This is a genomic window from Exiguobacterium undae DSM 14481 (assembly GCF_000620805.1).
Taxonomy (GTDB): Bacteria; Bacillota; Bacilli; order Exiguobacteriales; family Exiguobacteriaceae; genus Exiguobacterium_A; species Exiguobacterium_A undae.
Genome location: NZ_KK211187.1, coordinates 3,113,314 through 3,126,126, shown reverse-complemented (window position 1 = coordinate 3,126,126; position 12,813 = coordinate 3,113,314). Strand labels below are relative to the sequence as shown.

Genomic DNA, 12,813 nt, shown 5'->3' with positions numbered 1-12,813 from the left:
AGCCAAGTGGTCACACCCGTTCCCATGCCGAACACGGAAGTTAAGCACTTGAACGCCGAAAGTAGTTGGGGGCTTCCCCCTGTGAGGATAGGACGTTGCCAGGCAATTGAAGAAGCCGATCTGCATCTGCAGGTCGGCTTTTTTGTGTACTTCGGATGAAAAGGCGAAATGGTTGCAATTCACTTTTAAGATGATTACTATTAAATCAAATAATAGTCAAAGATGGTCAGAGAGGTGGTGCCCATGCAAAACATCACAGATATCATCGAAGCCTATTTAAAGCAGATTTTACATGACCAGAAAAAAATTGAAATCAAACGTCAAGAGATTGCCGAACGTTTTGATTGTGTACCCTCACAAATCAATTATGTCATCAATACCCGCTTTACGATTGAAAAAGGATATTTCGTCGAAAGTAAGCGTGGTGGTGGTGGGTATATCCGGATTCAAAAGATTGTAATTCTGGATAGCCACGATCTGCTCGATGAGATGAGCCGATGGATTGGAAATGATTTGACGCAACAAGCAGCAGAAGATTATCTGATTCGATTGGTGAATGAACAACTTTTAACACGACGAGAAGCCATTGTCATTCAATCGTTGTTACAAAAGGAAAGTTTGCCGATGGCGCTTGAAGACCAACGTCGAATGCGGGCTCACTTGATGCAGACAGTCCTGCAAACCATTAAGCGACTTTGACGCGGGAGGAATGAGTATGCGTTGTCAACGGTGTGGTGAACGAGAAGCCGTCGTGCGTGTCAAACTTCCACAAGATCAAGAGGGAACGGAACAGATACTCTGTTCCGTATGCGTAAAAGAGTTGGCAAAAGCCTATCAAGAAACCGCTTGTCCTTCGTGTGGAATGACACGTCAACAAGTTTTACATGTCCGAAAAGTTGGTTGTGCGACATGCTATTCGTTTTTTAAAGAAGAAGTAGATGGGATGATTCGTCAGTTTCAACACGGTCATACAAAGCATTATGGATCACGTCCGGAAGAAGAGTCGGTTGAAAGACGCTTGTCCCAGCAGTTAAGTCGACTCAAAGAACAGTTGAACCGGAAGATTTTATCGGAAGACTACGAGGAAGCCGAACTCATCAAACAGCAAATTTTGAACGTCGAGGAGGATTTGCGCCATGTTTGAACAATTATTGACGCGGCCTCTCAGTGAAAAGATGGATCAACAAGCTCCGTACGATGATATCGTCGTCTCGACACGGATTCGATTGGCGCGAAACGTCACCCATTATCCGTTTTCGACCCGCATGACAGAAGATCAAGCCAATGCTTTGATCAACGAAACAGAACGTCAATTGTCGGGCTTAAAAGGATTTCAGTTCGGACGGGTCGATCAAGTCGATGCGTTGACAAGAACTGCTTTAGTAGAAAAGCATTTAATCAGTCCTGCTCTTGCGACACATCCACGGACCGGACTTTTCGTCAGCGAAGATGAACAGATCAGTGTCATGGTGAATGAGGAAGATCATTTCCGGATTCAGACGCTTTTACCGGGGCTGCAATTGGAAGAAGCATTCCGCGTCGCCAAACAAGTGGATCGTTTGATCAGTGAACGGTTTAAAATCGCCTTTGACGATACACTCGGTTATCTGACGACGTGCCCGAGTAACGTCGGGACAGGGTTGCGGGCTTCTGTGATGTTACATCTACCTGGACTTGTCCTGACGAATCAGATCCAAGGGTATATCAAACACCTGCGGCAACTGGGTTTTGCGATTCGGGGACGGTACGGCGAAGGAAGCGACGCCTCGGGAAGAATGTTCCAACTCTCGAATCAACGGACGCTTGGAGCCAGTGAAGACATGCTGATTACTGATTATCAATTTGCCGTTGAAGCATTAATTGAAGCAGAACAGGCTGCAAGAAAAGGATTATTGGAGATGTATCAAGAAGAACTAGAAGACCGACTTTATCGGTCGTACGGTATCTTAAAATCGGCACGTTTGATTACGGCACGGGAAGCAACCGAACGCTTATCCGATGTCCGTCTGGCAGACAGCCTAGGGTTGGCCGTCACTTTGCCGCCAAACTTGTTCCATCATTTACTTGTATCACTACAAACAGGTTTTCTACAAAAGCATTTCGGGAAACAATTAACATCAAGAGAACGGGACATCGAACGAGCGACAGTCATTCGTGAGATGTTAACCGAACAGACAAACAGGGATCACACACAAGGAGGTTTTGCGTAATGATGTTTGGACGATTCACAGAACGTGCTCAACGCGTACTCGCACTTGCACAAGAAGAAGCGGTACGTCTTGGTCACCATAATATCGGGACAGAACACATTTTACTCGGACTTGTACGTGAAGGAGACGGGATTGCGGCAAAAGCCTTAACAGCACTCGGACTCAGTTCAGATAAGATTCAGATGGAAGTTGAAGCTTTAATTGGTCGCGGTCAAGATGGCGCGACAACGATCCACTATACACCACGCGCGAAAAAAGTCATCGAACTTTCGATGGATGAGGCCCGTAAACTCGGTCACTCTTACGTTGGAACGGAACACCTCTTACTCGGTTTAATCCGTGAAGGAGAAGGTGTCGCAGCACGTGTCTTGAACAATCTCGGGATCAGCCTTTCAAAAGCCCGTCAGCAAGTACTTCAGTTGCTTGGGAACAGCGAAACGACAGCAAACGCTTCACAAGCCGGCTCAGGTGTCGCAACACCGACACTTGATGGTCTAGCGCGTGATTTGACGCAACAAGCACGTGAGACACGTCTCGACCCAGTCATCGGTCGTGCCAAAGAAATCCAACGGGTCATTGAAGTCTTAAGTCGTCGGACAAAAAACAATCCCGTGTTAATCGGGGAACCAGGTGTTGGTAAGACAGCAGTCGTTGAAGGGCTTGCTCAACAAATCATCAATAACGAAGTACCGGAAACGTTACGGAATAAACGCGTCATGGTGCTCGATATGGGGACACTCGTTGCGGGAACGAAGTACCGTGGTGAGTTTGAAGATCGTTTGAAGAAAGTCATGGACGAGATTCGTCAGGCTGGAAACATCATTCTCTTCATCGATGAGTTGCACACGTTAATCGGTGCCGGTGGAGCGGAAGGGGCGATTGATGCCTCGAACATCCTCAAGCCGTCACTCGCTCGTGGTGAACTTCAATGTATCGGAGCAACGACACTGGATGAGTACCGGAAATACATCGAAAAAGATGCGGCACTCGAACGTCGTTTCCAACCGATCCAAGTCGCTGAGCCGACAACGGATGAAGCGACACAAATCTTGTTTGGTCTACGTGACCGTTATGAAGCCCACCACCGTGTCACCATCACGGATGAAGCGATTCAAGAAGCTGTAACACTCTCGGACCGTTATATCTCAGACCGTTTCCTACCGGATAAAGCGATCGATTTGATCGACGAAGCGGCTTCAAAAGTCCGTTTACGTTCTTACACGGCACCACCAAACTTAAAAGAAGTCGAAGCGAAGCTTGAAGGCATTCGCAAAGACAAAGATGAAGCGGTTCAAAGCCAGGAATTCGAAAAAGCAGCCAGTCTCCGTGATACGGAACAAAAATTACGGGATGAATTGGAACGTTTGAAAGAAGAATGGCAGAACAAGCAAGGCAATGAAAAACTAGAAGTGACAAAAGATGATATCGCGCAAGTCGTCGCCAACTGGACAGGTGTTCCGGTCACGAAAATCGCAGAAGAAGAAACGGATCGTTTATTACGTCTCGAAGAAATTCTGCATGGACGTGTCATCGGTCAAGACGAGGCCGTCAAATCGATTTCAAAAGCCATCCGCCGTGCGCGGGCAGGACTAAAAGATCCAAAACGTCCGATTGGTTCGTTCATCTTCCTCGGTCCAACTGGTGTTGGTAAGACGGAACTGGCACGAGCAGTCGCAGAAGCCATGTTTGGTGACGAGGATGCCATTATCCGCATCGATATGTCAGAGTACATGGAGAAACATGCAACAAGCCGTTTGGTCGGTTCTCCTCCAGGATATGTCGGATATGAAGAAGGCGGTCAGTTAACGGAAAAAGTACGCCGGAAACCATACTCGGTCATCTTGCTGGATGAAATCGAAAAAGCACACCCTGAAGTCTTCAACATCTTACTTCAAGTGCTTGATGACGGTCGTTTGACGGATTCAAAAGGCCGGACGGTCGATTTCCGAAATACGATCATCGTCATGACATCGAACGTCGGGGCAAGTGCCCTTAAACGCAATAAATATGTTGGATTTGCCGTCTCGGATGATACGGATCGTGAGTACAAAGACATGAAGGGCAAAGTCATGGATGAGCTCAAAAAAGCTTTCCGCCCTGAATTCTTGAACCGGATTGACGAAACCATCGTCTTCCACTCACTTGAGAAAAAACACATCGAAGAAATCGTGAAGTTGATGGCGAAAACACTGGAACAACGACTTGCTGAACAACAGGTGCATTTCGAGTTGACACCAGCAGCCCTCTCGAAAATCGCAGATGTCGGATACGATCCGGAATACGGAGCCCGTCCGATTCGCCGAGCGCTTCAACGGGAAGCGGAGGATCGTTTGTCGGAAGCATTGCTTGCGGGAGACATCCAAAAAGGTGAACGCGTGGCACTTGATGTCGAGAACGGTGAATTTATCGTCCGTCGTCATCAAGCTGAACCGGCAACGACTGAGAATAAGTGATCAACAGGGTCCAGCTTTCGCAAGTATGAGGCGAAAGCTGGATTTTTTTCTTGATAAAGAGAAAGGATGAATCGATTGGCTAAACTGAAGACGAAATTTGTCTGCCAAAGTTGTGGAACGGAATCTCCAAAATGGATGGGCCGTTGTTCAGGCTGTGGCGAATGGAACACGATGGTCGAAGAAGTCGTAGAAGAGAAAAAAGCCCGTCGTGGTTCTGCTTTTGTGCATACGACGACAAAGCAATTAAAACCGGAACGCTTGTCGAATATCGTTTCGCAGGAAGAAAGCCGCGTCTTTACCGGAAGCAGTGAGTTTGACCGTGTGCTCGGTGGAGGAATCGTTCCCGGATCGATGGTACTGGTCGGAGGAGATCCCGGAATCGGGAAATCGACGATTTTACTCCAGACAAGTGCCCGTCTCGCACAACGGGGCGAAAAGGTGCTCTATATTTCAGGAGAAGAATCACTGAAACAAACGAAATTACGAGCTGAACGACTGGGATTACCGACACAGGATCTGTTCGTGTTAAGTGAAACCGATATGAACATGATCGAACGGGTCGTCGATGAAGAAAACCCGGGCTTTTTAATCATTGACTCGATTCAGACGGTGTATATCGATGAGATCCAGTCGGCACCGGGCAGCGTCACGCAAGTCCGGGAATGTACAGCGATGCTGATGAAAATTGCGAAGAGCCGCGGAATCGCCATCTTTATCGTCGGTCATGTGACGAAACAAGGTTCGATTGCGGGTCCCCGTCTGCTTGAGCACATGGTTGATGCCGTATTGTATTTTGAAGGAGAACGTCATCACACGTTCCGGATTTTACGTGCCGTCAAAAACCGGTTTGGTTCAACCAATGAGATCGGGATTTTTGAAATGCGGGAATCGGGACTCGAAGAGGTCTTGAATCCGTCGGAGATTTTCCTCGAAGAACGGACATCCGGTGTTTCCGGATCGACGATCGTCGCCTCGATGGAAGGAACCCGAACAGTCCTCGTTGAGTTACAGGCGTTGATTTCACCGACCTCATTTGGTAATCCACGCCGTATGGCGACAGGCATTGATCAAAATAAAGTCGCTTTATTGATGGCGGTTCTGGAAAAACGGTCCGGCTTGTTGCTTCAAACCCAGGATGCGTATCTCAAGGCAGCGGGTGGCGTCAAATTGGATGAACCGGCGATCGATTTAGCGATTTGTGTTGCCGTCGCCTCGAGTTTCCGTGATAAGCCGACACGTCCGACTGACGTCGTCATTGGCGAAGTCGGTTTGACAGGAGAAGTCAGACGGGTATCACGGATTGAACAACGTGTCGCCGAAGCAGCCAAGCTCGGTTTCACACGGGCAATCATTCCGAAAAACAACCTCGGAGGTTGGACCTATCCTCCCGGCATCACGGTGATCGGTGTTGAAAGTGTCGATGAAGCCTTACGTGAGACAATTCCGTTTTAAGCGGTTTCAACTGCGGTAAAAGATGGGGAAGGTGTTAAAGAATTGTAAACAGTTTCCCCACCTTAAGCCGTAGGTGAATCAAATAAATACATGTTACAATGAACTTAAAATAATAGAAGGAGGTGGGAAGATTGAAAATCGTCATCAGGATCTTTTTTGCGTTACTAGGTCTTGCGCTTGGTATCTTGTTGCTTCCTGAATTATTTCAACTGATTGAAGCAGCGACGAAGACGGCTTTCCCGGAATGGTTGATGACCACATACGTAACAGGAACGATTGGTGCACTCATATTTTTATTAATTGGATTATTCATTACGGATTCTGTGATTCGACTTCTCCGGTTTTTAGAAGAAAAATTAGTGAAAGCACCTGTCGCCGATTTGTTTTTCGGCACATTTGGTCTATTGATTGGTCTTGTCATGGCCTTTCTCGTCAGTATGTTGATTGAACTTGTCGGTATTCCTTTACTGAGTAACGTGTTAACGATGATTGTCGCAGTCCTGTTCGGCTACCTCGGATTTACCGTCGGTTACCGGAAGCGTCATGAACTGACAAAAGTCTTCTTGCGCAACAACAATAACAATCAAGCTGAGAAAAAAGCGGCGGCCGAACCCGTCGTCGTCGCAAAATCGAACAGCAAAGTACTCGATACGAGTGTCATCATCGACGGTCGGATCACGGATATCGCCAAAACCGGATTTGTAGAAGGCAAATTGATTGTCCCTCAATTCGTCATCGGTGAGTTGCAGTATATCGCCGACTCATCCGATACACTGAAGCGGAACCGTGGACGCCGCGGGCTGGATGTCCTCAAGGAATTGCAGTCGATTCCCGGGATGGAAGTTGAAATTTATGATGGTGATTTTGAAGATGTACCGGAAGTTGACATCAAGTTGATAAAGCTTGCCGAACTGATCAAAGGAATCGTCGTCACCAACGATTACAACTTAAATAAGGTCTGTGAAGTCCGGAATGTACCGGTCTTGAACATCAACGATTTGGCGAATGCCGTCAAACAAGTGGTGATTCCGGGTGAAGAGATGACGGTCCTTGTCATCAAAGAAGGAAAAGAGCAAAAACAGGGAATTGCGTACCTCGAGGACGGGACGATGGTCGTCGTCGAAGAGGGAAAACATTTGATTTCGAAGACGATTGGTGTCGTCGTGACCAGTGTTCTGCAAACGTCTGCAGGTCGGATGATTTTTGCGAAACCACAAGAAAAATAAACAAGGGACTGCCAAATCTGTTTTGGCAGTCTTTACTTATGTGAAAAGAGGGAATTAGATGAAAGAACATACATACCGGATCGTCATTCCGGCTGCCGGAGCAGGAAAACGGATGGGGGCGGATCGAAACAAGTTGATGCTGACATTACGGGACCGGTCGATCATCGAATGGACACTCGATGTCTTTGAGCAGGATCCGGCGTGTCTTGAAATCATCTTAGCCATCAATCCGGTCGAACAGATCTGGTTTGAAGAGATGACGGCACAGTATCAAACACCGATCCGTCTCGTTCCGGGTGGCCGCGAACGTCAGGAAAGTGTAAAGCGTGGACTAGAGGCGGTTACGGAACCCGGAATCGTCTTGATTCATGACGGGGCACGCCCCTTCGTGACAATCGAATCGATTCAGCAGGTCGTCGAAGCAGCCGAACAGACCGGGGCTGCAATTTTAGGTGTTCCGATCAAGGATACGGTCAAACGGATTCAACACGATGTGATCGTCGAGACAGTCCCCCGCGATGAGTTAATGGCAGCTCAGACACCGCAAGCTTTTCAGCTGGAAGTGATTCGGACCGTTCACGAAAAAGCGGCAACCGAATTTTTAGGTACGGATGACGCAAGTTTGATAGAATGGGACGGAGGAACGGTGACTTGGGTCACCGGACAATACGAGAACATTAAAGTGACGACACCGGACGATTTATTGTTTGGTGAAGCGATTTTAACGAAACGAGGGAAATGATGATGATTCGAATTGGACAAGGTTTTGATGTACATGCATTTGCAGAGGATCGGAAACTGATTTTAGGTGGAATCGAGATTCCACACACTAAAGGATTGCTTGGTCACTCGGATGCGGACGTGTTGTTACATACGATTGCGGACGCGGCACTCGGAGCCATCGCAGCCGGTGACATCGGGAAACATTTCCCGGATACGGATCCGGAATTCAAGGACGCGGATTCGGCGAAGTTGTTGCAACATGTTTATGCGCTCGTCAAAGCCGAGGGGTACGAACTTGGTAATCTCGATGCAACCGTCATCGCACAGGCGCCGAAGTTACGTCCGTACATCGACACAATCCGGGCCCGGATCGCGGAATTGCTGGAAGCGGATATCGAGCAGATTAACGTCAAGGCAACGACGACGGAATGGCTCGGCTTTACGGGACGGGAAGAAGGAATCGCGTGTCAGGCTGTGATTTTGCTGAAACGAATCGAAGAATAAGGTATACTAGGTAAGCGAATTTTAGACTAAAGGAGTGGATCGGTAATGGCAGAAGTACGTGTACGTTATGCACCAAGTCCAACGGGACACCTTCATATCGGGAATGCACGAACAGCATTGTTCAACTACCTGTTTGCACGGCACGCAGGCGGCAAGATGATTTTACGAATTGAGGATACGGATCAGAAGCGAAACATCGATGGTGGTGTTGAAAGTCAGATGAAGTATCTGGAATGGCTCGGCATCGACTGGGACGAAGGTCCGGGTCGCGGTGGGGAGTACGGTCCTTATTTCCAAATGGAACGACTGGATCTGTACAAGAAGTATACGGACGAGTTGCTTGAAAAAGGCCTCGCATACCGGTGCTACATGACTTCAGAAGAACTCGAAGCAGAGCGGGAAGCCCAGATTGCCCGCGGCGAAGCACCCCGTTATTCGGGTGCACACCGCAACCTGACACAGGAACAAGAAGAGGCGTTTGTGGCAGAAGGCCGGACGCCGTCGATTCGGATCCGTGTCCCGGAAGCGGTCACGTATACATGGAATGACATCGTCAAAGAAGACGTCTCGTTTGAATCAAAAGACTTCGGAGACTGGGTCATCGTCAAAAAAGACGGTATCCCGACGTACAACTTCGCTGTTGTCATCGATGACCACTTGATGGCGATCAGCCATGTTCTCCGCGGAGACGACCACATCTCGAACACACCAAAACAGATGATGATTTATGATGCGTTTGGTTGGGAGTACCCGACATTTGGTCACATGACATTGATCGTCAACGAAGAACACAAAAAACTGTCGAAACGTGATCAATCGATCATTCAATACATCGAGCAGTACAAAGACCTCGGTTACCTGCCGGAAGCGTTGCTCAACTTCGTGACGTTGCTCGGATGGTCACCAGTCGGCGAACAGGAAATCTTTACGAAAGAGGAGTTCATCGACATCTTTGATGCATCTCGTCTATCGAAGAGTCCGGCTGTCTTTGATCAACAAAAACTTGCGTGGATCAACGGTCAATACATGAAACACCAATCGTTTGAAGAAGTATTCGAAGCGAGCCTGCCGTTCTTACAAGAAGCAGGACGTGTCTCGAGTGAGCCGACGGAAGAAGAACTCGTCTGGGCGCAAAACTTGGTTGGCCTGTACCGCGAACAAATGACACACGGTGCGGAAATTGTTGAGCTTTCAGAGATGTTTTTTGAGGATGAACTGGTGTATGATGAAGAGGCAAACACTGTCTTGGCAGGAGAAACGGTTCCTGCTGTCTTGAGTGAATTCGCAGCACAGTTGCGGACGCTTGAGGAATGGACACCGGAAGCCATCAAAGGCGCGATCAAAGCGACTCAAAAAGCAACCGGACAAAAAGGGAAAAATCTGTTCATGCCGATCCGTGTCGCAACGACCGGACAAACACACGGACCAGAGCTTCCAAACACGATTCAACTACTAGGAAAAGACCGCGTACTTGCACGTCTGGACGCATAAATAAAGCGTAGATGAGGAAAGTAGTGACGATGTCTGTTGTACAGAGACAAGCTTGAACGGTGAGAGAGCTTGAACGGACGCGTTCGCGAAATGCCCCTCTGAGTGCTACCCGAAATCAGTGAGAGTAGGCGTAGACGTATCTCCGGCGTTAACGGACCGGAGAGGGATGACCCGTTCATCCAAACAGAGTGGGACCGCGCTGATTAGCGTCTCTGTGCAGCGATGCACGGAGGCGCTTTTTCTTATGGAGAGGAGAACAAACATGACACGGATGCGTGAAGATATCCGAAATGTATTTAAGCAGGATCCAGCTGCCCGGAGTGCGATGGAAGTGGTGTTGACCTATCCCGGACTGCATGCAGTCTGGATGCACCGGCTGGCTCATCGCATGTGGAAGATGAATCTGCATCTGGCCGCCCGGATGCTGTCGCAATTCAGTCGTTTCATCACGGGAATCGAAATCCATCCCGGTGCGACGATCGGCCGGCGTTTCTTCATCGATCACGGTATGGGAGTCGTCATCGGCGAAACGGCCATCATCGGCGACGATGTGACGATCTTTCAAGGTGTGACACTTGGAGGGACGGGGAAAGAAACCGGAAAACGGCATCCGACACTCGGCAATGGGGTGCTGGTTTCTGCTGGAGCACGTGTACTGGGTGATATCACAATTGGTGACTCCTCAAAAATCGGTGCGAGTTCCGTTGTGTTAAAGGATGTTCCGGCGAATGCGACAGTCGTCGGTATTCCCGGACGAGTCGTCATTCAAGACGGCATCAAGGTCAATGCCCCGCTTGATCACCAACTCCCGGATCCCGTCAGCGAATGCCAGGAACGAATCGAGCTGGAACTGGATCGGTTAAAACGTGAAATTGAACGAATAAAAGGAGGACGCCGCCATGATACAACTGTACAACAGCATGACCGGAAAAAAGGAACCATTTAAACCGTTAGAAGAGGGAAAGGTCAAGATGTATGTCTGCGGTCCGACCGTCTACAATTACATCCATATTGGAAATGCCCGTCCGGCAATCGTGTTTGATACGGTCCGCCGTTACTTCACATATCGGGGGTATGACGTCAAATACGTGTCGAACTTCACGGATGTGGATGATAAAATCATCCGCACAGCAAACGAACTCGGTGAAGACTACCATGCCTTGACGAAACGGTTCATCGACGCTTACCATGCGGACACAGGTGCATTGAACGTTCAAAAGGCAGACATCCACCCGCTTGTCACGGAAACGATGGACGATATCATCGCCTTCATCGAAGTGCTCGTTGAAAAAGGAAATGCCTATGCCTCGAGTGGAGACGTCTATTTCCGAACACGCAGTTTCAAAGATTACGGACAATTGAGCCAACAGTCGATTGATGAGCTCCGGTCCGGTGCCCGGATTGAAGTCGGCGAGAAAAAAGAAGATCCCCTTGATTTCGTGTTATGGAAAGCAGCGAAACCGGGCGAACCGGCTTGGACAAGTCCATGGGGAGAAGGGCGTCCCGGCTGGCACATCGAGTGCTCGGCGATGGCGAAAAAGTATCTCGGCGACACGATTGATATTCACGCGGGCGGACAGGACTTGAAGTTCCCCCACCACGAGAATGAGATTGCCCAGTCGGAAGCCTGCAATTCGCAAAAGTTCGCGAATTACTGGATGCACAACGGATTCCTCAACATTGAAAATGAAAAGATGTCAAAATCCCTCGGTAACTTCCTGACGGTCCACGAAGCGATTCAAGCGGTCGATCCGATGGTCTTACGTTTCTTCATGTTGTCGGTCCAATACCGTCATCCGATCAACTACAGCCGTGAATTGATCGATCAGGCGGCAAATGGTCTGGCCCGGATCCGGGAATCGGTCGCAAACGTCGAACACCGTTTGGCAATGACCGCGAACCTTGGAACAGCAAACGAAAAATGGTTGAAGCGGATCGAGGAAATCAAACAACATTTCATTACATCGATGGATGATGATTTCAATACAGCCAATGCTGTGACAGATTTGTTTGATTTATCAAAAGAAGCGAACCTCTATCTTGGCGAGGACCAAGTCGCAACGGAAGTCCTCGAACAATTCTTAGCGGTCTTCCAAGAACTTTCAACGGTCCTCGGTGTGACGTTGACGGTCGACAAAGGATTACTTGATGAAGAAGTCGAACAGCTGATTCGCGATCGTGACACAGCACGAAAAGAACGTGACTTCGCCCGTGCGGATGCGATCCGTGATCAATTGCGTGATCAAGGCATCTTGCTTGAGGATACAGCACAAGGGATGCGGTGGAAGCGCGGATGAAGAACTACAAACAATTAAATGCGTTGGCGCTCGCTTATATGGGCGACGTCGTCTATGAGATGCATGTCCGGGAACGGCTGCTTGATCAAGGATTCGTTAAACCGGGTGAGTTGCATCAAGCCGCCATTCGTTATGTTCGTGCGCAAGCCCAAGCCTTTGTCGTGACACATTGGTTAAACGAAAATACGTTGACAGAAGAAGAACAGGCTGTTGTCCGTCGCGGAAAAAATGCGAAGTCTGGATCCGTCCCTAAAAGCACGGATGTCCACACGTACCGTTATGCGACGGCATTTGAAGCCTTGTTAGGATATGTCTATCTTTCAGAAGGAGGAGATCGTCTTGAAGAACTCATCGGACAAGCGTTCGAATTACTCGAAGCCGAAGCAGCGGACGGAAAATAAATCGGTTCACCCGTCGCGGAAACCAAAAAACGACAAGCCGCACGGCGAAAAAACGA

At 48.7% G+C, this 12,813-nt stretch carries 12 protein-coding genes, 1 rRNA gene and 1 other annotated feature; all 13 genes read left to right on the top strand.

Annotated elements, in window-relative coordinates; all coding sequences use genetic code 11:
* A 5S ribosomal RNA gene (gene rrf / locus P397_RS0116870) occupies nucleotides 1–104 on the top strand; the annotation flags it as partial.
* 139 nt (nucleotides 105–243) lie between these two features.
* Nucleotides 244–699, top strand: a complete 456-nt coding sequence (locus P397_RS0116865) for a CtsR family transcriptional regulator (RefSeq protein ID WP_026834324.1) — start codon at nucleotides 244–246, stop codon at nucleotides 697–699.
* A gap of 16 nt (nucleotides 700–715) precedes the next feature.
* Nucleotides 716–1,144 (top strand): hypothetical protein, encoded by a 429-nt coding sequence (locus P397_RS0116860; RefSeq protein ID WP_026834323.1) that lies wholly within the window; start codon nucleotides 716–718, stop codon nucleotides 1,142–1,144.
* A complete protein-coding gene (locus P397_RS0116855; protein WP_026834322.1) occupies nucleotides 1,137–2,210 on the top strand; it encodes an ATP--guanido phosphotransferase in 1,074 nt (357 codons plus the stop codon). The genes P397_RS0116860 and P397_RS0116855 overlap by 8 nt, the downstream gene beginning before the upstream one ends.
* Complete coding sequence (clpC, locus tag P397_RS0116850; RefSeq protein ID WP_026834321.1) at nucleotides 2,210–4,663, top strand: ATP-dependent protease ATP-binding subunit ClpC; 2,454 nt, start codon at nucleotides 2,210–2,212, stop codon at nucleotides 4,661–4,663. The genes P397_RS0116855 and clpC overlap by 1 nt, the downstream gene beginning before the upstream one ends.
* 75 nt (nucleotides 4,664–4,738) lie before the next feature.
* On the top strand, nucleotides 4,739–6,115 hold the full coding sequence (gene radA, locus P397_RS0116845; protein ID WP_026834320.1) for a DNA repair protein RadA: 1,377 nt from the start codon (nucleotides 4,739–4,741) through the stop codon (nucleotides 6,113–6,115).
* Nucleotides 6,116–6,246: 131 nt separating this feature from the next.
* On the top strand, nucleotides 6,247–7,341 hold the full coding sequence (locus tag P397_RS0116840) for a PIN/TRAM domain-containing protein (protein WP_028107249.1): 1,095 nt from the start codon (nucleotides 6,247–6,249) through the stop codon (nucleotides 7,339–7,341).
* 58 nt (nucleotides 7,342–7,399) lie between these two features.
* Nucleotides 7,400–8,083, top strand: a complete 684-nt coding sequence (gene ispD / locus P397_RS0116835; RefSeq protein ID WP_028107248.1) for a 2-C-methyl-D-erythritol 4-phosphate cytidylyltransferase — start codon at nucleotides 7,400–7,402, stop codon at nucleotides 8,081–8,083.
* Nucleotides 8,084–8,085: 2 nt separating this feature from the next.
* Entirely contained in the window at nucleotides 8,086–8,568 is a 483-nt protein-coding gene (ispF, locus tag P397_RS0116830) for a 2-C-methyl-D-erythritol 2,4-cyclodiphosphate synthase (RefSeq protein ID WP_026834317.1), read from the top strand.
* 45 nt (nucleotides 8,569–8,613) lie between these two features.
* Nucleotides 8,614–10,059: a glutamate--tRNA ligase gene (gltX, locus tag P397_RS0116825; protein ID WP_028107247.1), complete on the top strand. Its 1,446-nt coding sequence runs from the start codon at nucleotides 8,614–8,616 to the stop codon at nucleotides 10,057–10,059.
* Nucleotides 10,059–10,276: a binding site (T-box leader), on the top strand. (Overlaps the previous gene by 1 nt.)
* A gap of 45 nt (nucleotides 10,277–10,321) precedes the next feature.
* The gene (cysE, locus tag P397_RS0116820) at nucleotides 10,322–11,005 is read left to right on the top strand and encodes a serine O-acetyltransferase (protein WP_028107246.1); all 684 of its coding nucleotides are present in this window, start codon (nucleotides 10,322–10,324) and stop codon (nucleotides 11,003–11,005) included.
* Nucleotides 10,959–12,356, top strand: a complete 1,398-nt coding sequence (gene cysS, locus P397_RS0116815; protein WP_026834314.1) for a cysteine--tRNA ligase — start codon at nucleotides 10,959–10,961, stop codon at nucleotides 12,354–12,356. Before cysE ends, cysS begins: the two co-directional genes overlap by 47 nt.
* On the top strand, nucleotides 12,353–12,757 hold the full coding sequence (locus P397_RS0116810) for a Mini-ribonuclease 3 (RefSeq protein WP_026834313.1): 405 nt from the start codon (nucleotides 12,353–12,355) through the stop codon (nucleotides 12,755–12,757). Before cysS ends, P397_RS0116810 begins: the two co-directional genes overlap by 4 nt.
* The last annotated feature ends 56 nt before the right edge of the window (nucleotides 12,758–12,813 follow it).

What these genes read in the sequence shown, in the direction of transcription:
- clpC (WP_026834321.1), top strand. Translation starts at nt 2,210, where the DNA reads ATGATGTTTGGACGATTCACAGAACGTGCTCAACGCGTACTCGCACTT.
- cysE (WP_028107246.1), top strand. Translation starts at nt 10,322, where the DNA reads ATGACACGGATGCGTGAAGATATCCGAAATGTATTTAAGCAGGATCCA.
- P397_RS0116860 (WP_026834323.1), top strand. Translation starts at nt 716, where the DNA reads ATGCGTTGTCAACGGTGTGGTGAACGAGAAGCCGTCGTGCGTGTCAAA.
- gltX (WP_028107247.1), top strand. Translation starts at nt 8,614, where the DNA reads ATGGCAGAAGTACGTGTACGTTATGCACCAAGTCCAACGGGACACCTT.
- P397_RS0116855 (WP_026834322.1), top strand. Translation starts at nt 1,137, where the DNA reads ATGTTTGAACAATTATTGACGCGGCCTCTCAGTGAAAAGATGGATCAA.
- P397_RS0116810 (WP_026834313.1), top strand. Translation starts at nt 12,353, where the DNA reads ATGAAGAACTACAAACAATTAAATGCGTTGGCGCTCGCTTATATGGGC.
- cysS (WP_026834314.1), top strand. Translation starts at nt 10,959, where the DNA reads ATGATACAACTGTACAACAGCATGACCGGAAAAAAGGAACCATTTAAA.
- ispD (WP_028107248.1), top strand. Translation starts at nt 7,400, where the DNA reads ATGAAAGAACATACATACCGGATCGTCATTCCGGCTGCCGGAGCAGGA.
- ispF (WP_026834317.1), top strand. Translation starts at nt 8,086, where the DNA reads ATGATTCGAATTGGACAAGGTTTTGATGTACATGCATTTGCAGAGGAT.
- P397_RS0116865 (WP_026834324.1), top strand. Translation starts at nt 244, where the DNA reads ATGCAAAACATCACAGATATCATCGAAGCCTATTTAAAGCAGATTTTA.